25 protein-coding genes are annotated in these 25,576 nt (G+C 65.1%); 23 read left to right on the top strand and 2 right to left on the bottom strand.

The window, feature by feature from the left end; genetic code table 11:
- The first annotated feature begins 70 nt into the window (after positions 1–70).
- The 10 genes from GJV26_RS20025 (at position 71) to GJV26_RS19980 (ending at position 11,890) form a co-directional block, all read left to right on the top strand.
- On the top strand, positions 71–1,528 hold the full coding sequence (locus tag GJV26_RS20025; protein ID WP_155710507.1) for a flagellin N-terminal helical domain-containing protein: 1,458 nt from the start codon (positions 71–73) through the stop codon (positions 1,526–1,528).
- Between the two features lie 353 nt (positions 1,529–1,881).
- Positions 1,882–3,339 carry a flagellin N-terminal helical domain-containing protein gene (locus GJV26_RS20020; RefSeq protein ID WP_155710506.1) on the top strand — a complete coding sequence of 486 codons (1,458 nt, stop codon included), beginning with the start codon at positions 1,882–1,884 and terminating at the stop codon, positions 3,337–3,339.
- A gap of 481 nt (positions 3,340–3,820) precedes the next feature.
- Complete coding sequence (locus tag GJV26_RS20015) at positions 3,821–5,278, top strand: flagellin N-terminal helical domain-containing protein (RefSeq protein WP_155710505.1); 1,458 nt, start codon at positions 3,821–3,823, stop codon at positions 5,276–5,278.
- 148 nt (positions 5,279–5,426) lie between these two features.
- Positions 5,427–5,834, top strand: a complete 408-nt coding sequence (locus GJV26_RS29805; protein WP_173346236.1) for a flagellar protein FlaG — start codon at positions 5,427–5,429, stop codon at positions 5,832–5,834.
- 185 nt (positions 5,835–6,019) lie between these two features.
- Entirely contained in the window at positions 6,020–8,683 is a 2,664-nt protein-coding gene (fliD, locus tag GJV26_RS20005) for a flagellar filament capping protein FliD (protein WP_229427945.1), read from the top strand.
- A 19-nt stretch (positions 8,684–8,702) separates the two neighbouring features.
- Positions 8,703–9,161 (top strand): flagellar export chaperone FliS, encoded by a 459-nt coding sequence (gene fliS, locus GJV26_RS20000; protein ID WP_155710504.1) that lies wholly within the window; start codon positions 8,703–8,705, stop codon positions 9,159–9,161.
- Positions 9,162–9,209: 48 nt separating this feature from the next.
- Positions 9,210–9,536: a flagellar protein FliT gene (locus GJV26_RS19995; protein ID WP_229419366.1), complete on the top strand. Its 327-nt coding sequence runs from the start codon at positions 9,210–9,212 to the stop codon at positions 9,534–9,536.
- A gap of 44 nt (positions 9,537–9,580) precedes the next feature.
- Entirely contained in the window at positions 9,581–10,789 is a 1,209-nt protein-coding gene (gene fliK, locus GJV26_RS19990) for a flagellar hook-length control protein FliK (protein WP_189441934.1), read from the top strand.
- Positions 10,773–11,132 (top strand): EscU/YscU/HrcU family type III secretion system export apparatus switch protein, encoded by a 360-nt coding sequence (locus GJV26_RS19985; protein ID WP_155710503.1) that lies wholly within the window; start codon positions 10,773–10,775, stop codon positions 11,130–11,132. The genes fliK and GJV26_RS19985 overlap by 17 nt, the downstream gene beginning before the upstream one ends.
- A complete protein-coding gene (locus tag GJV26_RS19980; RefSeq protein ID WP_155710502.1) occupies positions 11,132–11,890 on the top strand; it encodes a flagellar brake protein in 759 nt (252 codons plus the stop codon). The genes GJV26_RS19985 and GJV26_RS19980 overlap by 1 nt, the downstream gene beginning before the upstream one ends.
- A gap of 202 nt (positions 11,891–12,092) precedes the next feature.
- On the opposite strand, the gene fliE is transcribed toward GJV26_RS19980, so the two are convergent.
- Complete coding sequence (gene fliE, locus GJV26_RS19975; RefSeq protein WP_155710501.1) at positions 12,093–12,434, bottom strand: flagellar hook-basal body complex protein FliE; 342 nt, start codon at positions 12,432–12,434, stop codon at positions 12,093–12,095.
- A 263-nt stretch (positions 12,435–12,697) separates the two neighbouring features.
- Here fliE and fliF point away from each other — a divergent pair, with 263 nt between their 5' ends.
- The 13 genes from fliF to fliR all read left to right on the top strand — a co-directional run bounded on the left by fliF (position 12,698) and on the right by fliR (position 24,179).
- Positions 12,698–14,422 carry a flagellar basal-body MS-ring/collar protein FliF gene (fliF, locus tag GJV26_RS19970; protein ID WP_229419365.1) on the top strand — a complete coding sequence of 575 codons (1,725 nt, stop codon included), beginning with the start codon at positions 12,698–12,700 and terminating at the stop codon, positions 14,420–14,422.
- Positions 14,415–15,413, top strand: a complete 999-nt coding sequence (gene fliG / locus GJV26_RS19965) for a flagellar motor switch protein FliG (protein ID WP_155710500.1) — start codon at positions 14,415–14,417, stop codon at positions 15,411–15,413. The genes fliF and fliG overlap by 8 nt, the downstream gene beginning before the upstream one ends.
- A gap of 11 nt (positions 15,414–15,424) precedes the next feature.
- The gene (locus GJV26_RS19960) at positions 15,425–16,198 is read left to right on the top strand and encodes a flagellar assembly protein FliH (RefSeq protein WP_229419364.1); all 774 of its coding nucleotides are present in this window, start codon (positions 15,425–15,427) and stop codon (positions 16,196–16,198) included.
- A gap of 2 nt (positions 16,199–16,200) precedes the next feature.
- Positions 16,201–17,610 (top strand): flagellar protein export ATPase FliI, encoded by a 1,410-nt coding sequence (gene fliI, locus GJV26_RS19955; protein ID WP_155710499.1) that lies wholly within the window; start codon positions 16,201–16,203, stop codon positions 17,608–17,610.
- A gap of 34 nt (positions 17,611–17,644) precedes the next feature.
- Complete coding sequence (gene fliJ / locus GJV26_RS19950) at positions 17,645–18,085, top strand: flagellar export protein FliJ (RefSeq protein WP_155710498.1); 441 nt, start codon at positions 17,645–17,647, stop codon at positions 18,083–18,085.
- A 79-nt stretch (positions 18,086–18,164) separates the two neighbouring features.
- The gene (locus tag GJV26_RS19945; protein ID WP_155710497.1) at positions 18,165–19,412 is read left to right on the top strand and encodes a flagellar hook-length control protein FliK; all 1,248 of its coding nucleotides are present in this window, start codon (positions 18,165–18,167) and stop codon (positions 19,410–19,412) included.
- Positions 19,413–19,609: 197 nt separating this feature from the next.
- Positions 19,610–20,131, top strand: coding sequence for a flagellar basal body-associated protein FliL (gene fliL, locus GJV26_RS19940; protein ID WP_155710496.1), 522 nt, complete (start codon positions 19,610–19,612; stop codon positions 20,129–20,131).
- A gap of 24 nt (positions 20,132–20,155) precedes the next feature.
- The gene (gene fliM, locus GJV26_RS19935) at positions 20,156–21,139 is read left to right on the top strand and encodes a flagellar motor switch protein FliM (RefSeq protein WP_155710495.1); all 984 of its coding nucleotides are present in this window, start codon (positions 20,156–20,158) and stop codon (positions 21,137–21,139) included.
- A gap of 76 nt (positions 21,140–21,215) precedes the next feature.
- Positions 21,216–21,632: a flagellar motor switch protein FliN gene (gene fliN, locus GJV26_RS19930; RefSeq protein WP_155710494.1), complete on the top strand. Its 417-nt coding sequence runs from the start codon at positions 21,216–21,218 to the stop codon at positions 21,630–21,632.
- Positions 21,629–22,297 (top strand): flagellar biosynthetic protein FliO, encoded by a 669-nt coding sequence (gene fliO, locus GJV26_RS19925; RefSeq protein ID WP_155710493.1) that lies wholly within the window; start codon positions 21,629–21,631, stop codon positions 22,295–22,297. The genes fliN and fliO overlap by 4 nt, the downstream gene beginning before the upstream one ends.
- Positions 22,287–23,051 (top strand): flagellar type III secretion system pore protein FliP, encoded by a 765-nt coding sequence (fliP, locus tag GJV26_RS19920; RefSeq protein WP_155710492.1) that lies wholly within the window; start codon positions 22,287–22,289, stop codon positions 23,049–23,051. Before fliO ends, fliP begins: the two co-directional genes overlap by 11 nt.
- Before the next feature lie 11 nt (positions 23,052–23,062).
- Complete coding sequence (gene fliQ, locus GJV26_RS19915) at positions 23,063–23,332, top strand: flagellar biosynthesis protein FliQ (protein WP_155710491.1); 270 nt, start codon at positions 23,063–23,065, stop codon at positions 23,330–23,332.
- Between the two features lie 19 nt (positions 23,333–23,351).
- The gene (fliR, locus tag GJV26_RS19910) at positions 23,352–24,179 is read left to right on the top strand and encodes a flagellar biosynthetic protein FliR (RefSeq protein WP_155710490.1); all 828 of its coding nucleotides are present in this window, start codon (positions 23,352–23,354) and stop codon (positions 24,177–24,179) included.
- A 153-nt stretch (positions 24,180–24,332) separates the two neighbouring features.
- Here fliR and flgL read toward each other — a convergent pair whose 3' ends face one another.
- Positions 24,333–25,562, bottom strand: coding sequence for a flagellar hook-associated protein FlgL (gene flgL / locus GJV26_RS19905; protein ID WP_155710489.1), 1,230 nt, complete (start codon positions 25,560–25,562; stop codon positions 24,333–24,335).
- Between the last annotated feature and the right edge of the window lie 14 nt (positions 25,563–25,576).

The raw sequence follows: 25,576 nt of genomic DNA, 5'->3' as shown, positions 1-25,576 counted from the left end.
ACGGAACAGCGTGGCGGGCCAAAGTTGACGAGCAAAGTGCCCAAACAGCAGTACCGTCTGGAGAGTCACCATGGCATCGGTCATCAACACCAACATCGCTTCCCTGAATTCGCAACGTAACCTGTCGGGCTCGCAAAGCGCCCTGTCGACCTCCCTGCAGCGCCTGTCGTCCGGCCTGCGCATCAACAGCGCGAAAGACGACGCCGCCGGCCTGGCGATTTCCGACCGCATGAATTCCCAGATCCGCGGCATGACGCAGGCAACCCGCAACGCCAACGACGGCGTGTCGATGGCGCAGACCGCCGAGGGTGCCCTGTCCTCCTCCGGCGACATCCTGCAGCGTATCCGCGAACTGGCCGTCCAGTCGTCGAACGCATCGAACTCGGCATCGGACCGCCAGGCACTGCAGACCGAGGTGACCCAGCTGGGCTCGGAACTGAGCCGTATTGCACAGACCACCTCGTTCAACGGCCAGCAGCTGCTGGATGGTTCGATGGGCACCGCCAACTTTCAGGTCGGCGCCGATGCCAACCAGCTGATCTCCGCCACCGGCGCGAACTTCAACACGAATACGTACGGCAACAACAACGTGAAAGCCGATGCGGCCGTCATCAAGACCGATGGCACCACCAACATCGCCGCCGGCACCACGATGCAGGTTGCCGGCGTGCGCGGCAGCGGCGCGGCGATCGATGTCGAAGCGACCGATACCGCCAAGTCGCTGGCCTCGAAGGTCAACGCGCAGACCTCGTCGACCGGCGTGACCGCATCGGCCAAGACCGAGGTTTCCATGGGGCTGGCGGCCGAGTCGTACTCGTTCGAGCTCAAAGGCGACAACGGCGACAAGGGCGTGGCGATCAACTTCACCGTGGGCGGCACCGCTTCCACCGCCGCCGACTTCGCCGCCGGCATCAACGCGATCAACGCCCAATCGGCCAAGACCGGCGTGACGGCGGAATACGATTCCGTCAACAAGGGCCTGAAGCTGACCCATGCCAGCGGCGCGGATATCCAGATCGAAAACACGAACACCGCCGACAACACCAGGCTCGACGTGGCGCAGTACACCTCGACCGGTGCCGCCGGCACGGCGTTCGATGCGAAAGCAATCGCCGCCAAGGCCACCGGCAACGGCCAGCTCAGCTACGACTCGGAAGGCGCATTCAAGGTCACCGACGGTTCCGGCCTGGGCAGTGCAGGCACCTCGAGCCTGAAATCGGTCGCCAGCCTGGACATCTCGACGTTCGAAGGCGCACAGGCAGCCATCAAGATCGCCGATGCCTCACTGGCCACGGTGAACACCCAGCGTGCCGCCTACGGCGCACTGCAGTCGCGCTTCTCGTCGGCGATCGCCAACCTGTCGACCACGACGGAAAACCTTTCCGCGTCGAAGAGCCGCATCGTCGACACCGACTTCGCGGCGGAAACCGCGAGCATGACCCGCGGCCAGATCCTGCAACAGGCCGGCACCGCGATGCTGGCCCAGGCCAACACGCTGCCGAACGGCGTGATGAGCCTGCTGCGTTAATAGGAACAAGCGTCGACAAGCGTGGGCAACAAGGCGTAAATTCGCTGCGCTACAGACAAGAATCCCCGGCCGGGTAACCCGCCGGGGATTTTTTTTGCCCCTTCAAAGCGCGGAATTGACGGCAAAAAACCCTTCAATTCGGGCTAAAGAAATCCAGCCGCCGGTCGACAAGGCGCATGCCGCCCCCGGTACTTGAGGCCCTGGCTTGAAAATTCTTCCGGGAAAAACGCCTAAAGCTTTCCATACGGAATCCGTTACCAGTAACAACAGCGGCTTGAGCGTCACGGAACAGCGTGGCGGGCCAAAGTTGACGAGCAAAGTGCCCAAACAGCAGTACCGTCTGGAGAGTTACCATGGCATCGGTCATCAACACCAACATCGCTTCCCTGAATTCGCAACGTAACCTGTCGGGCTCGCAAGGCGCCCTGTCGACTTCCCTGCAACGCCTGTCGTCCGGCCTGCGCATCAACAGCGCGAAAGACGACGCCGCCGGCCTGGCGATTTCCGACCGCATGAATTCCCAGATCCGCGGCATGACGCAAGCGACCCGCAACGCCAACGACGGCGTGTCGATGGCGCAAACCGCCGAGGGCGCCCTGTCCTCCTCCGGCGACATCCTGCAGCGTATCCGCGAACTGGCCGTCCAGTCGTCGAACGCATCGAACTCGGCATCGGACCGCCAGGCACTCCAGACCGAGGTGACCCAGCTGGGCTCGGAACTGAGCCGTATCGCACAAACCACCTCGTTCAACGGCCAGCAGCTGCTGGATGGTTCGATGGGCACCGCCAACTTCCAGGTCGGCGCCGACGCCAACCAGCTGATCTCCGCCACCGGCGCGAACTTCAACACGAACACGTACGGCAACAACAACGTGAAAGCCGATGCGGCCGTCATCAAGACCGATGGCACCACCAACATCGCCGCCGGCACCACGATGCAGGTTGCCGGCGTGCGCGGCAGCGGCGCGGCGATCGATGTCGAAGCAACCGATACAGCCAAGTCGCTGGCCTCGAAGGTCAACGCGCAGACCTCGTCGACCGGCGTGACCGCATCGGCCAAGACCGAGGTTTCCATGGGGCTGGCGGCCGAGTCCTACTCGTTCGAGCTGAAGGGCGACAACGGCGACAAGGGCGTGGCGATCAACTTCACCGTGGGCGGCACCGCTTCCACCGCCGCCGACTTCGCCGCCGGCATCAACGCGATCAACGCCCAATCGGCCAAGACCGGCGTGACGGCGGAATACGATTCCGTCAACAAGGGCCTGAAGCTGACCCATGCCAGCGGCGCGGATATCCAGATCGAAAACACGAACACCGCCGACAACACCAGGCTCGACGTGGCGCAGTACACCTCGACCGGTACCGCCGGCACGGCGTTCGATGCGAAAGCAATCGCCGCCAAGGCCACCGGCAACGGCCAGCTCAGCTACGACTCGGAAGGCGCATTCAAGGTCACCGACGGTTCCGGCCTGGGCAGTGCAGGCACCTCGAGCCTGAAATCGGTCGCCAGCCTGGACATCTCGACGTTCGAAGGCGCACAGGCAGCCATCAAGATCGCCGATGCCTCGCTGGCCACGGTGAACACCCAGCGTGCCGCCTACGGCGCACTGCAGTCGCGCTTCTCGTCGGCGATCGCCAACCTGTCGACCACGACGGAAAACCTGTCCGCGTCGAAGAGCCGTATCGTCGACACCGACTTCGCGGCGGAAACCGCCAGCATGACCCGCGGCCAGATCCTGCAGCAGGCCGGCACCGCGATGCTGGCCCAGGCCAACACGCTGCCGAATGGCGTGATGAGCCTGCTGCGTTAATCGAAACAACGTCATGCAAGCGACATAAACCACGTTTCATCGAATCCCCGGCCGGTCGATCCCGCCGGGGATTTTTTCTTTCGTCACCTTCCCGCCGCCTGCGCCCGCCAGGGCCGCTTCGGGTGCAGGTTCTCCGGTCCTGCGGCCGTACCGTTGCCGGACCCGTCTTTTACGCCCGGCCCAGGAAGCCCGTGCCTGCCGGGCGGATCAGTGCCCCCATCCGACATGGCGGAGCATGGTTTCCGCACCCACGAAATAAAAAATATTTCCCCCTAAAGAATACTGATGAGCAGCCGTATAAGCGCATCCATCAGGAAATACTTGAGTCCCAAAAGAAAAAATTTCCTGACGAAAATTCGCTAAAGGTTCCCGTACGGAAACCGTTACAAATCTCAACAGCGGCCTGATCGTCCCAGAACACGGGGGCGGGCCAAAGTGAAAGAGCAAATGCCGATATGACGTACCCGTTTGGAGAAATACCATGGCTTCCGTAATCAATACCAACACCGCCTCACTGAATTCGCAGCGCAACCTGAGCGCATCGCAGACCGCCCTGTCCACCTCGCTGCAACGCCTGTCCTCCGGCCTGCGAATCAACAGCGCCAAGGACGATGCGGCAGGCCTGGCGATTTCCGACCGCATGTCGTCGCAGATCCGCGGCATGACGCAGGCAACCCGCAACGCCAACGACGGCGTGTCGATGGCGCAAACCGCTGAAGGGGCCCTGTCCTCCTCTGGCGACATCCTGCAGCGTATCCGCGAACTGGCCGTCCAGTCGTCGAATGCATCGAACTCGGCATCGGACCGCCAGGCACTGCAGACCGAGGTCACCCAGCTGGGCTCGGAACTGAACCGCATCTCGCAAAATACGTCGTTCAACGGCCAGCAGCTGCTGGATGGTTCGATGGGCACCGCCAACTTCCAGGTCGGCGCCGATGCCAACCAGCTGATCTCGTCGACCGGTGCGAACTTCACGACGAATACGTACGGCAACAACAACGTGAAAGCCGATGCGGCCGTCATCAAGACCGATGGCACCACCAACATCACCGCCGGTACCACGATGCAGGTTGCCGGCGTGCGCGGCAGCGGCGCGGCGATCGACGTCGAAGCGACCGATACCGCCAAGTCGCTGGCCTCGAAGGTCAACGCACAGACCGCGTCGACCGGCGTGACCGCATCGGCCAAGACCGAAGTTTCCGTCGCACTGGCGGCCGAGGCTTACTCGTTCGAGCTGAAGGGCGACAACGGCGACAAGGGCGTGGCGATCAACTTCACCGTCAGCGGTACCGCTTCCAGCGCCGCGGACTTCTCTGCCGGCATCAACGCGATCAATGCCCAATCGGCCAAGACCGGCGTGACGGCAGAATACGATTCCGTCAACAAGGGCCTGAAGCTGACCCATGCCAGCGGCGCGGATATCCAGATCGAAAACACGAACACCGCCGACAACACCAAGCTCGACGTGGCGCAGTACACCTCCACCGGTACCGCCGGCACGGCGTTCGATGCGAAAGCAATCGCCGCCAAGGCCACCGGTAACGGCCAGCTCAGCTACGACTCGGAAGGCGCATTCAAGGTCACCGACGGTTCCGGCCTGGGCAGCGCAGGCACCTCGAGCCTGAAATCGGTCGCCAGCCTGGACATCTCGACGTTCGAAGGTGCCCAGTCGGCCATCAAGATCGCCGATGCCGCGCTGGCCACGGTGAACACCCAGCGTGCCGCCTACGGTGCACTGCAATCGCGCTTCTCGTCGGCGATTTCGAACCTGTCGAGCACGCAGGAGAACCTGTCCGCGTCGCGCAGCCGTATCGTCGACACCGACTTCGCTTCGGAAACCGCCAGCATGACCCGTGGCCAGATCCTGCAGCAGGCCGGTACCGCGATGCTGGCCCAGGCGAACTCGCTGCCGAACAGCGTGATGAGCCTGCTGCGTTAATAGGCTGAGTTCATAAGCTGAGTTCGTCAGCAGCGCCAGTCGGCGCCACCACTGATCCGGCCGCTCGCATGGCTGGATCACGATGGCAGTTTTTCGGTTCCCCGCCTGGTAATTCAGTCGGGGAACTTTTTACGTTCCAGGAATCATCATGACAATCGACACGCTCGGCCCGCAGTCCTACGCCAGGGCGGACCGCGGTTTTGCCACCGAAGTGGCCACGCCCACTGCAGGGCGCACTTCCACGGCCAATTCCGCGGCAACGGCTGGCACCACGGCAATAACAAGCACAACAGGCACAACAAGCACAACAAGGGTAACAGGCACGTCCGGCACCGGCTCGATGGACGAGCTGAAGGATGCCATTGGCAAGCTCAACGAATCGGTCCATGCGCAAAGCCTGGAATTCTCGATCGACGAAGACAGCAAACGCACCATCGTCAAGGTGGTCGATGTCGCCACGAAGGAAATCGTCCGGCAGATGCCGACCGAAGAGGCGCTGCAGATCGCCAAGTCGCTCGACAAGGCGATCGGCCTGCTGATCCGCCAGCAAGCCTGATTCCCCGGCACGGCGGCCGCCTGCGGCGGTCCTCCGTGCCGGAAACCCCTAGCCGGGCGTCGGCCCCGGCTGCTTTGCGCTAACATGATCCGCATTGCGCAAAACTGAGCCTTCTTTCTCCCTCTCAAGTCTCGTTTGATTCTGCCGATAATCAATTACATTATCGCTTTCTCAGGAGCAAAGGCGTGGCCACTATCTCTACCTCCGGCAGCATACTCGACGTCAACTCCATTGTTTCCCAGCTGATGGCTGTCGAACAGCAGCCGTTGACCAAGTATGCGCAAAAAACCGCATCCTACCAGGCTTCGCTGTCCGCTTACGGTTCGCTGAGCGGCGCCGTGGGCGTGTTCCAGGCGTCGCTCGGCGGCCTTACCAAGGCCACCGACTTCAACACGCTGAGCGCCACGCCCAGCAATGCCGACGTATTGTCGGCCTCGGCAACGTCCAAGGCCGTGGCCGGCAACTACAAGGTCAACGTGTCGCAGCTCGCCCAGGCGCAAACGTTGACGACCCCCGGCATCACCAGCAGCAAGTCGGCGATCGGCCTGGGCGGCAAGACCACGATTTCGTTCCAGTTCGGCAGCGCCAGCGGCGGTTTCGGCCTGGCTGGCGAAACGTTGAAAGGCCCTATCGCCAGCACCGGTCTCAGCAACGGTTCACTGACGATCAACGGTACTGCCATCGCCACCGACAGCACCACCACCAGCGCCCGCGCGCTGGCCGAAGCCATCAATGCGAAAAGCACCACCACCGGCGTCACCGCCAGTGCCACGCCGGCATCGAGCGATGCCGCGCTGTTCGCCGGCTTCGGCGATGTCGAGACCGGGGTGGACGGCACCTATGCGCTGAAGGTCGGCGGCGTGCAGATCGGCGCGCAGGGTGCCGGCGTGGCCGCCGGCGACGGCATCACGGCCGCGTCGATCGATGAGGCGCTGACCAGCCCGTCGACCGTGCTCACCGCGCTCGCCGACGCGGGCATCACCTTCACCGGCACCGCCGCCGGCGGCGATCTCCAGTTTACGCGTACCGACGGCGCCAACCTCGACATCGACGAAGTGGTGACCGGCAGCGCGGCCGGCGTCACCGGCGGTCTCGGCAGCAGTGGCGGCGAGGTCAATGCCGGTTCCAGCAAGACCGCCCTCAGCGGCATTTCGCTCAAATCCACCGATGCCAGCCCGATCACGATCGCCGGCAGCAATCCGGCCGGCGCCGGTCTGGCCGCGGGCACCGGCGGCACCTATCTCGGCGGCACCTTCACGCAGGATGCCAACATCGCCTCGGGCATCGTGACGATCGACGCCACCAACAATTCGCTGGAAGGCATCCGCGACGCCGTCAACAAGGCCGGCCTCGGCGTGACCGCCACCATCGTCTCCGACGGCAGCAGCAACCCGTATCACCTGGTGTTCACGTCGAACGCCACCGGCGCCAACGCGTCGATGAAGATCGGGCTGTCCGGCACCGATACCGATCCGCCCGACAGCGCGCTGGCCGACCTGCTGGCCTACGATCCGTCCGGCGCGCAGAAGATGACGCAGACCTCGGCCGCGCAGGATACCAGGCTGACCGTCAACGGCATCGCCGTGACCAGCAAGTCGAACAACGTGGGCGAAGCGATCCAGGGCGTGACGCTGACCGTCACGCAGACGGGCGCCAGCACGCTGGCCATCAGCAAGAACACGTCGCAGGTGAAGAGCAACGTGGAATCCTTCGTCAAGGCCTACAACGACCTGAACGGCACGCTGAAGAAGCTCACCGGCTACGACGCGGAAAACAAGACCGCGGGCGCGCTGCAGGGCGATGCCACCGCCACCTCGATCCAGTCGCAGGTGCGCCGCATGCTGACGTCGAACATCAGCGGCCTGTCCGGCGCCTACTCGAACCTGGGCCAGGTGGGCATCAGCTTCTCGAAGGACGGCACGCTGACGCTCGACTCGACCAAGTTCCAGAAAGCGATCGACACCAATTTCGGCGATATCGGCGCCCTGTTCGGCGCGGTCGGCAACACCAGCGACAACCTGGTGTCGTTCACCAGTTCCACCTCGGCCACCAAGCCGGGCACCTACGAACTGTCGATCACGCAGATGGCCTCGCAGGGCGCGCTGACGAGCGGCGACCCGGTCGCCCCGAGCACCACGATCGCCGCCGATACCACGTGGGCCGTCACGCTGAACGACACCACGCCCAGCAACAGCAAGAACACGGCGACCGTCACGCTGCCGGCCGGCACCTATACGCCGGCCGAGCTGGCGAAGGTGGTGCAGTCGTCGATCAACGGCACCTCCGCGTTCTCCAGCGCCGGCAGCTCGGTGACGGCATCGATCGATACAGATGGCAAGCTGGTGGTGTCGTCGGCCAAGTACGGTTCGCTGTCCAATATCGCCCTCAGTTCGACCAGCGGCACGTCGACGGACAGCCTGTTCGGCGGCGCCACCGCCGTGGCCGGCATGGACGTGGCCGGCACGCTGGGCGGGCATCCGGTGATCGGTTCCGGGCAAACGTTGACGGGCCTGGCCGGTACCGATGTCGAAGGCCTGAAGATCGACGTGACGGGCGGCGCGGTCGGTTCGCGCGGCACGGTCAGCTTCTCGCAAGGCTATGCCTACCAGCTCAACAACCTGGCCACGACGATGCTGGGCAAGACCGGCCAGATCACCAGCCGTACCGACGGCATCAACAAGTCGATCAAGGACGTGGAAAAACAGAGCGCCGCGTTTTCCGACAAGCTGACCGGCATCGAAGCCCGTTACCGCAAACAGTACAGTGCGCTGGACGTGATGCTGGCGAACATGCAGACCACGTCCAGCTACCTGACCCAGCAGTTGTCGGCCCTGGCCGCCAACAGCTAATCGAAACAAGGAGAACCTCATGTTCGGAAGCCCCCAACGCGGCGTCAATGCCTATGCCAAGGTCGGCCTGGAAACCGGCGTCGCGGCCGCCACCCCGCACAAGCTCGTGGCGATGCTGTACGACGGCGCCATCGTTGCGCTGATCAACGCCACCAATCATATGAAGAGCGGCAATATCGAAGCGAAGGGCAAGGCCATCTCGCACGCGATCCAGATCATCGACAACGGCCTGAAGGCCAGCCTGGACAAGGAAGTGGGCGGCGAGATCGCGAAAAACCTCGATGCGCTGTACGAATACATGAGCTCGCGCCTGCTGACCGCGAACCTGCAGAACCAGGTCGAGATCCTGGACGAAGTGCGCGGCCTGCTGACCGACCTGCGCGACACGTGGAACCAGATCGGCGACGAAGCGCACGCACCGGCGGGCGGCGCGCCGCTGGCCACCCAGAAGCAGGCGCGCGCCTACTCGAACATCTGAGCAGCATTCAAACCGACATAACAATCCAGGCAATCCGGAACGATGACGATGACCAATCATGACGTGCTGTGCGTGTATGCGGCAATGGGCGACCTGACCACCCAGATGGTGGCCGCGGCCAACGCCTCCGACTGGGAACACCTGCAGGACCTGGAACAGCGCATGACGGCCCATGTGGCGGTGCTGAAGGCCAGCGAAGGCATGGTCCGGCTGGAAGGCGAACAGCGCGCGCGCAAGGCCACGCTGATCAAGCAGATGCTGGACAACGACCGCAAGGTACGTGACCTGATCACGCCATGGATGGCGCAGCTGTCGCGGCTGATCAACAGTACCGGCACCGAGCGGCGGCTGGTCAACGCCTACGGCGGCGTCTGAGCCGCGCCGGTTCACCGATGCGCGGCGGGCGAAAGGGTTAAGGGGTGCAGACGCGGCTCGATCCGGCCGGGCTGCGGCCCCTTGTACCCGGCGGCGGCCAGGCGGTCGCCGATCCGCGCCAGGCCGCCTTCCAGCGCGCGCTGGGCCCGATGGTCGGCAAGACCGTGCAGGGCGAAGTGCTGGCGAAGATCCCGGACGGCAGTTATCTCGTGCGCGTGGCCGATACCAATGCGCGCATGGTGCTGCCGGGCGGCACGCCGGTGGGCGCATCGATCGCGCTGAACGTCGTGGCAGCCCAGCCCAGGCCGCTGCTGCAGGTGGGCACCGGGCAGGCGCAGCCGGCCACCGTCTATACAGCGCCGGGCGAATCCGCTGCGGCGCAGGCCCGCCCGATGAGCTCGGCCGCGGTCTTGCTGAACAAGGCGCCGCTGCTGGCCGCCGACCAGCTTCCCACCCTCGATCACACGTCCGCGACCGCCACGCTGAGCCCCGCCGCGCGCGCGATCGCCAGCGCGCTGACGCAGGCCTACTCGGCGCCCGGCGCAGCGGTGACGATCCATGGCAAGAACCCGCTGGTGGCCGCCGGCGCGCCCGATCCGGAGCGCCTCGGCCTGGCGCTGAAGAATGTACTCGGCGAATCCGGGCTGTTCTACGAATCGCACGTGGCCGAATGGGCCGAAGGCAAGCGCAGCCTGCAGGACCTGGCGCGCGAGCCGCAAATGCAGCGGATGACCCAGCAGCAGGCATCCTCCGAAGCGATGACGCGCGCGATGGCCGGCGGCCCCGACCTCTCCGCCGCGCAGATGATCAACCTGCAGCTTCACACGCAGGAACAGGGCAAGGTGCAGTGGCACGGCGAGGCATGGCCCGGCCAGCCGATGCAGTGGGACGTCGAACGGGAACAGAACGAAGGCCGCTCGCGCGGCCGCGGCGAGCCGGACGAGCCGCCCGTATGGCGCAGCGGCGCCCGCTTCTCGTTCCCGCTGCTGGGCAAGGTGGCGGCGACCATCACGCTGGTGGGCGACCAGGTGCATGTCGCGATGCAGTCCGGCACGGATGACACGGCCGCCGAGCTGCGTGCCTGGTCGGGCATGCTGCAGCGGGCGCTGGAGGCGGCCGGGGCGCCATTGGCGTCGCTGAAGATCGATTCGGACGCGGGGCCGGGTACAGGCGCGGATGCCGCCGCGGATGCCGGCCCGGCAATGGCAACGGCCGGCGCCGCGGCGGACGAAGGGGATGACGATGCATCGTGACGGCGGCCCGAAGCGACCGATGCAGAGCGCCGTCGCCCTGGCCTACCATGACGGCAAGGGTGCGCCCAGGGTGGTGGCCAAGGGCCGCGGCCTGGTGGCCGAACAGATCATCGCAGTGGCGGCGGAGGCCGGCGTCTACGTCCACGAATCGAAAGAGCTGGTATCTTTGCTGATGGACATCGACCTGGACCGGCAGATTCCGCCCGCACTCTATCGTGTCATTGCGGAACTATTGGCCTGGCTTTATCATATCGAAGCAGCGAAAAAATCCGGCGCGTTACCCCCGCCCGCACCCGACACCGCCGCTGCCCTCCCCCCATCTACCTCTACAGACGAACCCTGATGCAACCCTTCATCCCGGACGCGGACACGGAAAACTGGCACGATTTCGAGGTAGGATCGCGCCGTGAAATCATTGCGCTGCTGCGCAAGCTCTCTGAAACAAGGCAGACCGTCCGCGTGGCCGCGCGCGATGGCGGCGCCGTGTATGTGACCTCGATCCTGGAAGTCGATGGCGACACCGACACGGTGCTGCTGGACCGCCCCGCCGAGCAGGAGCACGTGCTGCGGCTGCTGACCGGCGAGGTGTCGTTCGAGACCTCGCTCGACAAGATCCGCATCTTTTTCGGCAGTGAAAAATTGAACCCGGCGCTGCAGGCCGGCCTGCCGGCCCTGAAAATGGCCGTGCCCGCCAGCCTGATCCGCCTGCAGCGGCGCGAGTACTACCGGATGCAGACGCCGCTAACGAACCCGGTGCGCGTGACGATCCCGCTGCCGCCCGAGCTGGGCGGCAGCCAGGCGATGTTCCCCCTGGCCGATATCAGCGTGGGCGGCATCGCGATCCTGGATAACCAGTTCATGCTGGGCGATGCCACCGGCCGCGACTACCACGAATGCCGGATCGAACTGCCGGACCTGGGCAACGTCACCACCGGCCTGCAGATCCGCAACACGCACGACATCACGCAGCTCAACAGCACGACCAACCGCCGCCTCGGCTGCCAGTTCACCGACATGGGCCGCGGCGCCGCCGCCGCCGTGCAGCGCTACATCACCAAGCTGGAACGGGAACGGAACGCCCGGATCAACGGGCTGGGGTGAAGCAGGGAATTCGTGGAGCACTGCTCCGCGCCTGCGAAACGGTGCGGCCATGCAGGGCCGCACCTGGGAAAGGGCGTAAATCGTGGAGCACTGCTCCGCGCCTGCGAAACGGTGCGGCCATGCAGGGCCGCACCTGGGAAAGGGCGTAAAAATGGGGACGGCCCCTAGTTACTGGGGCCGTCCCTGATTCTTTGTCGCGCGCTTATACCTGCATGTTCATGATGTTGCTATAAGCCTCCACCAGCTTGTTCCGTACCTGCACGGTGGCCTGGAAGTTGATGCTGGCTTTCTGCATCTGGATCATCACATCCGACAGGTTCACCGAATCGTCGCCCGCCTGGAAGCGTTGCGACAGTGCCTGCGCCTTGTTCTGCGTTTCCGCCACGCTGTCCAGGGCGCCCTTGAGCGCATTGGAAAAATCGACCCTGGCGGCTGGCTGCTCGGTCTGGATCGCCGGCGGCGTGGCTTGCGGGCGCGTCGCCGCCGCCTTCAGCTGGGCAATCATGGACTGGATCTGGCTGCTGTCGATACCGCCTGTGCGCATGGTGAACTCCATTTTGTTGCTGTAGCAGAACAAACCCAAGCGAAATAGTCGCTTGCCGCGCTACAATACCTGTCGGCAACCAGCGCTGGGCCGATGCCTTTTTCCACCCTCGCAGGATAGCAGCGCAAGGCGCCGGCGGCGGCGCCGAGCAGGCCGGGAAACCGGCGTCTGTTCGGCGGATCGAACGACCGGCCGCGAACCGATAATAGGTATCAGGCCCGCTGTGTCCGGGCTGCCGACATCAACGTTCCCGGAAAACACCCATGGCCGCAGCCGCCGAACCACTCGATATCGACGCCCCCGCCGCCGGCGACGCGCGCGTCCCGTTCTACAAGACCCCGATGGGCAAGAACATCATTCGCGGCGGCGCCGTGGCCGCCGTGATCGCGGTGATCGTGATGATCTGGCTGTGGCAGAGCAAGCCGGAATACCGCGTGCTGTTTTCCAATTATTCGGACCGCGACGGCGGCGCCATCACGGCGGCGCTCGACCAGATGCAGGTGCCGTACAAGTTCAGCGAAGGCGGCAACGCGATCATGATTCCCGAGGATCGCGTGCACAATGTGCGCCTGACGCTGGCTTCGCAGGGTTTGCCCAAGGGCGGCAACGTGGGCTTCGAGCTGATGGAAAACCAGAAGCTCGGCGTTTCGCAATTCCTCGAACAGGTGAACTACCAGCGCGCGCTGGAAGGCGAACTGGCCAAGTCGATCGAATCGCTGGGCAGCGTGCAAAGCGCGCGCGTGCACCTGGCGATGCCGAAACCGTCTGTCTTCGTGCGCGAGCAGCAGCACCCTACTTCCTCGGTCGTGCTGACGCTGCACCCGAACCGCTCGATCGATCCGGGCCAGGTGAGCGCCATCGTGCACCTGGTCGCATCCAGCGTGCCGGACCTGATGCCGGCCAGCGTGACCGTCGTCGACCAGCAGGGCAACCTGCTGTCGGACCAGAACAAGGACAGCAAGAGCGCGATCAAGAGCCTCGACGCCACCCAGCTGAAGTACGTGCAGGAGTTGCAGAACCAGATCATCAAGCAGGTCGAGAACATCGTCAAGCCGATCGTCGGCGACCAGAACGTGCGCGCCGAGGCGGTGGCCGACGTGGACTTTTCCGCCATCGAGCAGGCCGCCGAGTCCTATAAACCGAATTCGGCGCCGGCGCCGTCGGCGATCCGCAGCCAGCAGAGCAGCGAAACGTCGGGCAACGCGAACGCCAACCCGAACGGCGTGCCCGGCGCGCTGTCGAACCAGCCGCCCGGTGTCGCCACCGCCCCGCTGGCGACCACGCCACCCGGCGAAGCAGCGCCGCCGGGCACCGTGCCCGGCGGCGCCGCCGCGGCCGGCACGGCGCCGGGCCACAAGGAATCGACCACCAATTATGAAGTGGACAAGACGGTCCGCTACGAGCAGAAAGCCATTGCAGGCCTGAAACGCATGACGGTCGGCGTGGTGGTCAATTACCGCCGCATCGTCGACCCGGCGACCGGCAAGGTGACCGTGCGGCCCCTGGCCGCGGACGAGATGGCGAAGATCAACAGCCTGGTGCGCGAGGCGATGGGCTTCAGCCAGGACCGCGGCGATTCCGTCAGCGTGGCCAACGTGCCGTTCGACGGCATCGACCGGCCGGCCGATCCGGCGCTCGACTGGTGGCGCGATCCGGCCAACCTGCCGCTGGCCGCCGAGATCGCCAAGTTCGCGATCGTGGCGCTGATCCTGCTGTACATCCTGCTGCGCGTGGTACGCCCGATGATGCGGCCGGTCTTCAAGAAGATCGACGAAATCAACGCGCCCGAGCCCGAGCCGGAAGAAGAGATCGTGGTGGAGCCCGCCGGCCCGACGGAAGAGGAAATCCGCGCGCAGGAACTGGCGGCGATGGAAGAAAGCACGGCGCGCACCTACCGCGACAACCTGGCCCTCGCCAAGAAACTGGCCAACGAGGACCCGCGGATTGTCGCCAACGTGATCAAGGCATGGATAGGCAACAATGACTGAAAATACCGGACTGCAAAAGGCAGCGATCCTGATGCTGGCGATGGGTGAAGCCGAAGCCGCGGAAGTGATGAAATTCCTGGGCCCGCGCGAGGTGCTGAAACTGGGCGCGGCCATGGCCACGATGAAGAACGTGCCGCACGAGCAGGTGGTCGACGTGCTGGACGGCTTCCGCGACGAGGTTGCGGCCGCCTCCACCGTGGGCCTGGACTCGGACGAGTACATCCGCCAGGTGCTGACCAAGGCACTGGGCGACGACAAGGCCTCGGTGCTGCTGTCGCGCATCCTGGGCGGCAAGGATGCGTCCGGCATCGAGAGCCTGAAGTGGATGGATTCGCAATCCGTGGCCGAACTGATCCGCAACGAGCACCCGCAGATCATCGCCACCATCCTGGTGCACCTGGAGCGCGACCAGGCTTGCGAAATTCTGGGACACTTTACAGACCGCTTGCGCAACGACGCGGTGCTGCGCATCGCCACGCTGGACGGCGTGCAGCCGGCCGCGCTGCGCGAGCTGAACGACGTGCTGACCAAGCTGCTGTCGGGCAACGAGAATATCAAGAAGTCCACGCTGGGCGGCGTGCGCACCGCGGCCGAGATCCTGAACTTCATGAGCGGCGAGCAGGAAAATTCCGTCATGGAGAACATCAAGAACTACGACAACGACATGGCGCAGAAGATCATGGACGAAATGTTCGTGTTCGACAACCTGATCGAGATCGACGACCGCGGCATCCAGCTGCTGCTGCGCGAGGTGCAGTCGGAAATGCTGATCATCGCGCTGAAGGGCGCATCGCAGGAACTGCGCGACAAGATCTTCAAGAACATGTCGGCGCGCGCCAGCGAAATGATGCGCGAAGACCTGGAATCGAAAGGACCCGTGCGGTTGTCCGAAGTGGAAACGCAGCAGAAGGGCATCCTGCAGATCGTGCGGCGCCTGTCCGACGAAGGGCAGATCGTCCTTGGCGGCAAGGGCGAGGATTCGTTTATTTAATGAGGTAACGCTTGGCAAATTTCCCGAAAGATGCGCAACCGGCATTTCAACGATGGGAGCTGAAATCGTTCGGCGATCTGCGGCCCAGCACGCTCGCCGCGCGTGAGAAGGAAGAAGCGGAAGCGCGCGCCCGCGCCGAACAGGCGGCGGCGCAGCAGGCCGCGGAGGCACGTGCGCGCCAGGCCGAGTATGAACGCGAACTGAACGCCCCGCCTCCCCCGCCCTCCGGCCTGAGCGAGGAAGAAATCGCGGCGATCCGGGAAGAAGCACGCCAGCAGGGCTACCAGGATGGTTACGCGGAGGGCCACCGTGCCGGCGAGGACGAGGCGATCCGCGAAGGCGAGGAAGCGATGAAGGCGGCGCTGGCGCCGCTGGCCGATCTCGCCAACAACTTTTCCGAGGCGCTGCGCGGTGCCGACCTGCTCATTTCCAACGACGTGGTGGATCTTGCGCTGCACCTGGCGCGCAACATGCTCAAGCAGGCGCTGCCGGCGAGGCCGGAACTGATCATCCCGATCGTGCAGGAAGCCATGACGTACCTGCCCACGATGCAGAAGCCGGCCATCCTGATGCTCAATCCGGAGGACGCCGTGATCATCCGCAATGCCCTGGGCCAGGAACTCGATAAAGGCGGCTGGATCGTCAACGAAGACGACTCGATCGCGCGCGGCGGCTGCAAGATCGATACGCCGAGCAACCAGATCGACGCCCAGGTGGAAGCGCGCTGGATCCGCCTGGCCAATGCCGTCGGCAAGAACCTCGACTGGCTCGACGAAGGAAAATGACCATGGATGCCCCGGTAAAAGGCCCGGAAGAACACGCCGCCCGCTGGCGTTCCTACCTGAACGACTGCGGCACGCTGCTCGATTTCGTCGAGCCGATGGTGGTGTCCGGCCGGGTCACGCGCGTGGCCGGTCTGGTGATGGAAGCGGTGGGCCTGCGCCTGGCCGTGGGCGCCGCCTGCACGGTGCCGCTGCCGGCCGGCGGCAAGGTCGAGGCCGAGGTGGTCGGCTTCGAGGGCGAGCGGCTGTTCCTGATGCCGCAAAGCGATGTCGAAGGCATCGTGCCGGGCACGCGCGTGTTCCCGATCGAGCCGTCGATTCCCAAGCCGGGCGCCGTCACGCACCGGCGCCGCCGCACCAGCGACCGGGCGCGCCAGCTGCCGGCGGGGCCGGAACTGCTCGGCCGCGTGGTCGACGCGGCCGGCCGGCCGCTCGACGGCCTGGGCCCGATCAATTGCACCGAGTCGGCGCCGATCAACGTGCGCCCCGCCAACCCGCTCGGCCGTGCGCCGATCGTCGAGACGCTGAACGTGGGCGTGCGCTGCATCAACGCGATGCTGACCGTGGGCCGGGGCCAGCGCATGGGCCTGTTCGCCGGTTCCGGCGTCGGCAAATCCGTTCTGCTCGGCATGATGGCGCGCTACACCGAGGCGGACGTCATCGTCGTCGGGCTGATCGGCGAGCGGGGCCGCGAAGTGAAGGAATTCATCGAACACATCCTCGGCGAGGAAGGCCTGGCGCGCTCGGTCGTGGTGGCCGCGCCGGCCGACACGCCGCCGCTGATGCGCATGCAGGGCGCCGCCTATTCCACCGCGATTGCCGAGCACTTCCGCGACAAGGGCCAGAACGTGCTGCTGATCATGGATTCGCTGACACGCTACGCGATGGCCCAGCGCGAGATCGCGCTGGCGATCGGCGAGCCGCCGGCAACCAAGGGTTATCCGCCATCGGTGTTCGCCAAGCTGCCGGTGCTGGTCGAGCGCGCCGGCAACGGCGAGGTGGGCGGCGGATCGATCACCGCGTTCTACACCGTGCTGACCGAGGGCGACGACCAGCAGGACCCGATCGCCGACTCGGCGCGCGCGATCCTGGATGGCCACATCGTGCTCAACCGCCGCCTCGCCGAAGCGGGCCATTACCCCGCCATCGACATCGAACAGTCGATCAGCCGGGCGATGCACTCGATCACATCGCACGAACACCAGAACCAGGCGCGCCGCCTGAAGCAGCTGTTTTCCATGTACGAACGCAGCCGCGACCTGATCGCCGTGGGTGCCTACACCCCGGGCACCGACCCGAAGCTGGACCAGGCGATCAAGCTGCATGACCGCATCGAGCATTTCCTGCAACAAAAGATCACCGAACGGGTGGACATGGCCGAGAGCTTGGGCCAATTGACCACCCTGTTCGACTGATTGGAAAAACCCGCGCTGCCTATAATTGCCCATCATGGCCTCCACATCCCAACTTACCACCCTGATCGACATGGCGCAGTCCGAGACGGACGATGCGGCCAAGCGCCTGGGTGCGGCATTGAAGGCCGTCAGCGATGCGGAAGAGAAGCTGAACATGCTGATCGGCTATCGCGACGAATACAGCCGCAAGTTCCAGGAAACCCAGCAGGCCGGCATCACGCCGATGGCTTACCGTAACTTCCAGGCCTTCATGGACAAGCTCGACAGCGCCATCCATGGCCAGGAAGAAGTGGTGCGCCACAGCAAAAAGCGCGGCGACCTTGAAAAGGCCACGTGGCAGGCGGCCGAGCGCAAGCGCGTGTCGTATTCCACGCTGCGCGACCGCGAGGCGGTCAAGCAGCAAAAGGTGGAAGCCAAGCGCGACCAGAAAGCGATGGACGAGCACGCGTCGCGCCAGGCCTTCTTCCGGCGATAGCTTCTCTCCGGCGCCCTCTCCGGCTTTGCTTCCACCGTATTCCCCAGCACCCGATCCAGCGTTCAATTCAGGCGGCCTCATGCAGACCCAGTCGATCCAAAGCCAGCAACCGAACAAGCCGCAGGCGCCGAAGAGCGCGCCGCTGCCCAATACCGACTTCAAGAACGCGCTGGCGCTCGAGATGGACCGCGCGCCGGTCTGCGCGGCGCCGGAACAGCCGGCACCGGCGGCGGCCCAGGCCAAACCGCCGAAGAATGCCCAGGGGGCAAAGCCAGCACAGCAGGCGCAGAACGCCGGCCAGGCCGGCGAAGCCAGCCAGGCTGGCCAGGCCGAGGCGCCGTCCGGCAACGAGGCGGCGGCCGGCGCCCGGCCGGTAACGGACCCGGCGCGGACCCAGGCGCAGGCATCCGACGAGGCGGCGGAAACCGCCGAAGACACCATGCCGGCGGCCGACCCGGCCGCCGGCATGCTCGCGATGCTGGCCGCCTACGGCCAGCTGGCCAGGCCGGAACCCAAAACCGAGCTGCCCGATAGCGCGACAGGCGCCGGCACCGACGCCGCGGCGCTGGCGGCCCTGCAGGCCGATGCCGCCGGCAAGGGTGCCGCCCTGTCCGATCTCGCCGCCGATGCACGGGCCGGCAAGCCGCAGGCGGACGGCACTGCCGCATTGCAGGATGCGCTGTCGGAACAGGTCTCCGCCCAGCGCCTGCAACCCGATGCCGGCATGGGACTGGCCGGTGACGAGAAAGCCGCCGCATTCGCCGCGAAACTGGCTGCAAACGTGGCAGCGAACCTGGCCGACACTGCGCCGGCGGCCCAGCCGGTGGCGCTGCCCGCCGCGCAGGCCCTGGCCGCCACCGTGCAGGCCGCCAACGCGGCGGCTGCCAGCGGGCTGCAGGCGCGTGTCGGGTCCAGCGCATGGGAACAGCAACTGGGCCAGAAAGTGGTGTGGATGGTGGCCGGCGGCGACCAGAGCGCTTCGCTGACCCTGAATCCGCCGGACCTGGGGCCGCTGCAGGTGGTGCTGAACGTGTCGAACGACTCGGCCACCGCCACCTTCACCGCGCACCAGGCGGAAACCCGCCAGGCGATCGAGAACGCGTTGCCGAAGCTGCGCGAGATGATGAGCGAAGCCGGCATCATGCTGGGCGACGCCAGCGTGTCGGCCGGCTCGCAGGAACAGCAGCAGGCGTTTGCCGAGCAGGCCCGCGGCGGCGGCGGGAGCGGCAACGGGCGCCACGGCCATGGCGGCGACGGCGGGCAGCAGGAAGAAAGCCAGCCCGTCATCCGCCGCGCCGTACTGGGCGCCGTCGACACGTTTGCCTGATTCCATGGTGCGGCCCGGTCCGCACCGATTTCCATACGGCAGAGCTGGCGGGTCTTCGGCCCGCTGTTCCGCGTATCCCGACGCGCCGCCTCTGCCGATAATGCCATAATGGCGGCACATATCGAATGGCAACAGCACGCGTGATCGGATGACTGCGCGCGCGTGATGGAAATGCAGAGTTGAAAGCGAAACAAGACATGAAAGCTGACCCGAAGGCAGACGCGGCACCCGCCGGTGGCGGCAACAAGAAACTGGTCATCATCCTGGTGGCCGTACTGGTGCTCGTGCTGGGCGGCGGCGGCGCGGCGGCGTTCTTCCTGATGAAGGGCAACGCGGCCGATGCCGAGCACGAGGAAGAAACCGTGCAGCCGAAAAAGAAAAAGAAGAAGAAACACGATGAAGGCCCGCCCGTCTACGTGGCGGTGGAGCCGTTCACCGTCAACCTGAATCCGGAAGAAGGCGAACAGTACCTGCAGCTGGCGTTTACGCTGCAGGTGCCCGATGCCGAGCAGTCGGAGGTCATCAAGAACAACATGCCGAAGGTGCGCAGCCGCATCCTGTTGCTGCTATCCTCCAAGAAAGCCTCGGAAATCAACAATCCCGAAGGCAAGACCAAGCTGTCCAAGGAAATCCTGGAGCAGGTCAACGAGCCATTCCAGGACCACGGCGACGAACAGGAAGTGACGGAAGTACTGTTTACCTCGTTTATTATCCAGTGAGCATTCAACAAGCATCGATGAGCCATGGCGGATAATTTTCTCTCCCAGGAAGAAGTCGATGCCCTGCTGAAGGGCGTCAACGGCGACCAGGACGACGTCCAGGCGCCGGAAGAAGTCGCGGGAGTCCGCACCTACAACCTGGCGACCCAGGAGCGCATCGTGCGCGGCCGGATGCCGACGTTGGAGATCATCAACGAACGGTTTGCCCGCCTGCTGCGCGTGGGGCTGTTCAACTTCCTGCGCCGCAGCGCGGAAGTATCGGTAGGCTCGGTGCGGGTATCGAAATACAGCGAATTCATCCGCAACCTGGTGGTGCCGACGAACCTGAACCTGGTGCACATGAAGCCGCTGCGCGGCACGGCGCTGATGGTGTTCGATCCGGGCCTGGTATTCCTGCTGGTGGATAACCTGTTCGGCGGCGACGGCCGCTTCCACACCCGCGTGGAAGGCCGCGACTTCACGGCCACCGAGCAGCGCATCATCCTGCGCATCCTCGATATCGTGTTCGATGCCTACACGAAGTCGTGGGAACCGGTGTTCCCGGTCGAGTTCGAATACATCCGCTCGGAGATGAATACGCAGTTCGCCAACATCGCCACGCCGAACGAGGTGGTGGTGGCATCGACCTTCACGGTGGAGCTGGGCTCGGTATCCGGCCAGATCCACTTCTGCATGCCGTATTCGATGATCGAGCCGATCCGCGATGCGCTGACGTCGTCGCTGCAGGGCGAGGCGCTGGAAGTGGACAAGCGCTGGATCCGCCTGATGACGCAGCAGATCCAGATCGCCGAGGTGGAACTGGTGGCGCGACTCGGCACAGCCAAGGTCAGCTTCGACGAAATCCTGAACATGCGCGTGGGCGACGTGATCCCTTTGAGCATTCCGGAAACGATCGAAGCCACGGTGGACGGCGTGCCCGTGATCGATTGCACGTATGGCGTGCTGAATGGACAATACGCGCTGCGGGTGGAGCGGCTGCTCGCCAACAGCGACAATTTGAGTAAATAACAGGCACGCGGACGCCGTCGGCGTCCGCGTGCAATTTGGCATTTGGCTGGCGACACCAGCATCACAGGAGCACATCATGGCGGATAACCAGGACGATCAAAGCCTCGACGACGATTGGGGCGCGGCGATTGCGGAGCAGGCCAAGGCGGAAGCCGAAGCGCTGCAGAAGGAAGCCGCCACCGCTGCCGTGTTCAAGGATTTCTCGAAGACGCCGACGCGTACGGAAACCCACAACGACATCGACTTCATCCTCGATATCCCGGTCCAGCTGACGGTGGAACTGGGCCGCACCAAGATCGCCATCAAGAACCTGCTGCAACTGGCGCAGGGCTCGGTGGTCGAACTGGACGGCCTGGCGGGCGAACCGATGGACGTGCTGGTCAACGGCTGCCTGATCGCGCAGGGCGAGGTCGTGGTGGTGAACGACAAGTTCGGCATCCGCCTTACCGATATCATCACGCCTTCCGAACGCATCCGAAAACTGAATAAATGAAGCGTGTCCTTGTTCCTGCACTGTCGGCCGCGCTGTTGGCAGGCTTCGTGCTGGCCGGCGGCTTTGCGCCGCCGGCCTTCGGCCAGAACGCGCCTGCCACTGCCACCGCGCCTGCCACCGCACCTGCCACCGTCGTCACCAATCCCGCCGACCGTACCGTCGCGCCCGTGAAGGCCGGCGAGCCGGCCACCGTCGTGTCGCCGGAAGAAGCGCCGGCCCCGGGCCCCGTGCCGCCGCCGGCGGCCTCGCCGGAGCAGCAGGCCGCGCTGGCCGGCGCGCGTACCGCGGTGCCGCCGCCCGCCCTGCCCGCGGCGCCGTCGGCGGCGGCCAACCTGGTGCAGACCGTTCTCGCGCTGGGCTTCGTGCTGGCGATCCTGGTGGGCCTGGCCTGGGCGCTGAAGCGCTTCGGCCCGCGCAACGTCACCGGCGGCAATACCGTGAAACTGGTCGGCGCGCTGTCGGTCGGCACGCGCGAACGGATCCTCGTGGTCGAGGTGGGCGAGCAGTGGATCGTCGTCGGCGCCTCGCCGGGGCGCATGAACGCGCTGGCCACGATGCCGCGGCAGGAAACGGCCCCCGAAGGGCTGGTGCGGCCGGATGGCATGCCGGCCACCAATTTCTCGGAATGGTTCAAGCAAACCATCGAAAAGCGCAATGGCAAGTAACCTGAAGCACGCCGCGCGCGCGCTGGCACTGGCCGGCTTGCCGCTGGTACTCTGCCTGCCGCTGGCAGCGGCCGCCGAGCCCACCATTCCCGCCTTCACCAGCACCCCCGCCCCGGGCGGCGGCGTCCAGTACGGGCTCACGCTGCAGACGCTGATCCTGATGACGGCGCTGACGTTCCTGCCTGCCGTGCTGCTGATGATGACCGGCTTTACCCGAATCGTCATCGTGCTGTCGCTGCTGCGGCAGGCGATGGGCACGCAGACGGCGCCGCCGAACCAGGTGATGGTCGGCCTGGCGCTGTTCCTCACGTTCTTCGTGATGGGCCCCACGTTCGACCGCATCTATACCGAAGCGTACCAGCCGCTGCAGGCCAACCAGATCACGATGCAGCAGGCGATCGAGCGCGGCGGGGCGCCGCTGAAGACGTTCATGCTCAAGCAAACGCGGCAGGCCGACCTGGCGCTGTTCGTGAAGATCTCGCGCAGCCCGGCGCTGCAGGGCCCGGAGGATGTACCGATGCGCATCCTCGTGCCGGCCTTCATCACCAGCGAGCTGAAGACGGCGTTCCAGATCGGCTTTGCGATCTTCATTCCGTTCCTGATCATCGACATGGTGGTGGCCTCGGTGCTGATGTCGATGGGGATGATGATGATGTCGCCGGCGGTGATCTCGCTGCCGTTCAAGATGATGCTGTTCGTGCTGGTCGACGGCTGGCAACTGCTGCTGGGCTCGCTCTCGCAGAGTTTTTACTAGGAACACCGTTCATGACTCCCGAAACCGTGATGACGATGGGCCGCCATGCGATGGAAGTGACGCTGATGGTGGCCGCGCCGCTGCTGCTCGTCGCCCTCGGCATCGGCCTCGTCGTGTCGATCTTCCAGGCGGCCACGCAGATCAATGAGTCGACGCTGTCGTTCATCCCGAAACTGGTGGGCGTGTTCGTGGCGCTCGTGGTGGCCGGGCCGTGGATGATCTCGGTGATGACGGATTACATGCGCGAGATCTTCGGCGGCATTCCCGGCATGATCGGCTGACGACGGTCCCGCCCCCGCCATGCTGGCTCTCTCGCTTGCCGACATCAACACCCTGATCGCCGGCTTCATCTGGCCGCTGACGCGCATCCTCGGGCTGGTCGCCGCATCGCCGTTCTTCGGCAACGCGCGCATTCCCCGCAGTGCGCGGCTCGGCTTCGGCGTGGTCGTGGCGATCGCCATCGCGCCGCTGGTGCCGGCGATCCCCGCCGCCGACCCGGCTTCGTGGGAAGGCTTGCTGATCCTGGCGAAGGAATTCATTACCGGTGCCGCGATGGGGTTCGCGATGCGGATCGTGTTCGCCGCCGTCGAGATGGCGGGCGAGATCAGCAGCCTCACGATGGGCCTGGGCTTCGCCAGCTTCTTCGATCCGATGTCGCAGGGCCGCTCGTCGGCGATCTCGCAATTCCTCACCTGGGTCGCCACGCTGATGCTGCTGGTCGCGAACGTGCACCTGCTGCTGCTCGAAGCGCTGGCGGAAAGCTTCTTCACGCTGCCGATCTCGGGCCGCATGTTCCACGGTGCCGGCTTCTGGGACCTGGCGCTGTGGGGCGCCAAGATCTTTTCGGCCGGCGTGCAGCTGTCGCTGCCGATCGTCGCCGCGCTGCTGATCACCAATGTCGCCCTCGGCGTGCTGACACGCGCGGCCCCGCAGCTGAACCTGTTCGGCATCGGTTTTCCGATCACGCTGGGCGCCGGGTTCCTGGTGCTGATGATCGCCCTGCCCTACCTCACCACGCCGTTCCTCAACCTGCTGGGCCAGGGCGCCGAAAAGGCGAAGCTGGTGCCGCGCGTGCTGCAGGGCGAAGGCAATATCCCGCCCCGGCCGCAACCTCCCGCCGCCAGGTAAACCGGGTACGGATACTGGTGCCGTTCAGCAGATCCCGATGGCGTCAGTGTCGCTGGTGTCGGACACCGGTTTTCACCGGCATCTTGCCGACTTTCGGCGCTGACAACCGGTGTCGGAACCACGCTACGTCCGCAACTGACTTCAAGGCCACCGTCAGATGTAGTTGAACAGCGAGAGCTGGGTGGCGGAGCGGAAGGTTTGCTGGGCGGCGGAGAGGCTGGTGGTCTGCTGCTGGAAGCGGGAAAGGGCTTCGACCGTGCCGGCATCGGTCAGGCCGACCAGGTTGGTGATCTGTGCCGAATACTGGATCTTCAATGCCGAGGCCGATTCTTCCAGCGTGTCCAGCTCCAGCCTGCGCGCGCCCACCGAGGCCTGCACCGCCCCCATGTTGGTCTGCGCGTTCTGCAGGTTCTGGTTGGCCTGGCTGAGCGCGTTGGTCAACGCCGCCGCCGCCGTCGGACCCGAGCTCGATGCCGGCGTGCGCAGCGCGGTGATCACGTCGCGCAGCGTGGTGAATACCGACTGGTTACGGCTCGGTTCGATCGTAAACGTGTCGCCGTCGGCCGGCGCGCCGGTGATGTTCAGCGACATGCCGCCGAAGGTGATCGTCTCGCCGGCCTTGAAGTCGGTGGCCGGCATGATTTCGCTGCCGTCGTCGGTATTGGTCACCGAATACTGCACCAGCCCCGAGGTGGCGTCCTTGGTGAAATTGATCGCGTAATTGCCCGGCACCGCGGCGCCGACGACGGTACCGGGAGAAATGATGCCGGTGCCCGTGTTGGTGCGCTCCGCCCCCGTCAGGAACGTGCCGTTGCCGGTCGGGTTTTCCTCGAAAATTTCGCTGCCCGACGCGCTGATCGGCATCTGCCGGCCCGAGCCCACCTGCAGCTCGCGCCGGCCCTGGTCGCCGTTGTACGTGGCGCCATCGGCCGTCAGCGAGAACGGCTGCGTGTTGGTCTTGTAGCCGGAAAACAGGAAACCGCCCGAGCCGTCGGCCGTGTTGGCCTGGCTGAGCAGGTCGTTGAGGTGGCCTTCCAGTGCCAGGGCGATGGCATCCCGGTTGCTCTGGTTTTGCCCGGGATTGCCGGCCTCGACCACCGACGCCAGCGCGCTTTCCATCACATCGTTGATGGTGCCCAGCGTCGTGTCGACCTGCAGCAGCGAAGCCTCGGCCGTTTGGCGGTTTACCGTGAACTGTTCGTTCATCTCGTAGGCTTGCGTCACTTCCAGCGCGCGCGCGGAAGCCACCGGGTCGTCCGCCGGTGTCAGCACGCGCTGCATGGTCGACAGCTGCATCTGCGTGCGCAGCATGTTGCCCTGCAGATTCGACAGCTGCTGCACGTTGCGGTCGTACATTGTCTGGGTACTGATACGGATTGCCATGTTCAACCTCGATG

This window comes from Pseudoduganella dura (assembly GCF_009727155.1).
Classification (GTDB): Bacteria; Pseudomonadota; Gammaproteobacteria; order Burkholderiales; family Burkholderiaceae_D; genus Rugamonas; species Rugamonas dura.
Note: the sequence above shows the minus strand (reverse complement) of the source record. Positions and strands in the feature narration are given on the sequence as shown.

Coding starts and splice junctions, on each gene's coding strand:
- fliL (WP_155710496.1), top strand. CDS start 19,610: ATGAAAGCTGACCCGAAGGCAGACGCGGCACCCGCCGGTGGCGGCAAC.
- fliJ (WP_155710498.1), top strand. CDS start 17,645: ATGGCCTCCACATCCCAACTTACCACCCTGATCGACATGGCGCAGTCC.
- fliS (WP_155710504.1), top strand. CDS start 8,703: ATGTTCGGAAGCCCCCAACGCGGCGTCAATGCCTATGCCAAGGTCGGC.
- fliG (WP_155710500.1), top strand. CDS start 14,415: ATGACTGAAAATACCGGACTGCAAAAGGCAGCGATCCTGATGCTGGCG.
- GJV26_RS19945 (WP_155710497.1), top strand. CDS start 18,165: ATGCAGACCCAGTCGATCCAAAGCCAGCAACCGAACAAGCCGCAGGCG.
- fliR (WP_155710490.1), top strand. CDS start 23,352: ATGCTGGCTCTCTCGCTTGCCGACATCAACACCCTGATCGCCGGCTTC.
- GJV26_RS19995 (WP_229419366.1), top strand. CDS start 9,210: ATGACCAATCATGACGTGCTGTGCGTGTATGCGGCAATGGGCGACCTG.
- fliF (WP_229419365.1), top strand. CDS start 12,698: ATGGCCGCAGCCGCCGAACCACTCGATATCGACGCCCCCGCCGCCGGC.
- fliE (WP_155710501.1), bottom strand. CDS start 12,434: ATGCGCACAGGCGGTATCGACAGCAGCCAGATCCAGTCCATGATTGCC.
- fliN (WP_155710494.1), top strand. CDS start 21,216: ATGGCGGATAACCAGGACGATCAAAGCCTCGACGACGATTGGGGCGCG.
- GJV26_RS20015 (WP_155710505.1), top strand. CDS start 3,821: ATGGCTTCCGTAATCAATACCAACACCGCCTCACTGAATTCGCAGCGC.
- GJV26_RS20025 (WP_155710507.1), top strand. CDS start 71: ATGGCATCGGTCATCAACACCAACATCGCTTCCCTGAATTCGCAACGT.
- GJV26_RS20020 (WP_155710506.1), top strand. CDS start 1,882: ATGGCATCGGTCATCAACACCAACATCGCTTCCCTGAATTCGCAACGT.
- fliO (WP_155710493.1), top strand. CDS start 21,629: ATGAAGCGTGTCCTTGTTCCTGCACTGTCGGCCGCGCTGTTGGCAGGC.
- fliQ (WP_155710491.1), top strand. CDS start 23,063: ATGACTCCCGAAACCGTGATGACGATGGGCCGCCATGCGATGGAAGTG.
- GJV26_RS29805 (WP_173346236.1), top strand. CDS start 5,427: ATGACAATCGACACGCTCGGCCCGCAGTCCTACGCCAGGGCGGACCGC.
- GJV26_RS19980 (WP_155710502.1), top strand. CDS start 11,132: ATGCAACCCTTCATCCCGGACGCGGACACGGAAAACTGGCACGATTTC.
- fliM (WP_155710495.1), top strand. CDS start 20,156: ATGGCGGATAATTTTCTCTCCCAGGAAGAAGTCGATGCCCTGCTGAAG.
- flgL (WP_155710489.1), bottom strand. CDS start 25,562: ATGGCAATCCGTATCAGTACCCAGACAATGTACGACCGCAACGTGCAG.
- GJV26_RS19985 (WP_155710503.1), top strand. CDS start 10,773: ATGACGATGCATCGTGACGGCGGCCCGAAGCGACCGATGCAGAGCGCC.
- fliI (WP_155710499.1), top strand. CDS start 16,201: ATGGATGCCCCGGTAAAAGGCCCGGAAGAACACGCCGCCCGCTGGCGT.
- fliP (WP_155710492.1), top strand. CDS start 22,287: ATGGCAAGTAACCTGAAGCACGCCGCGCGCGCGCTGGCACTGGCCGGC.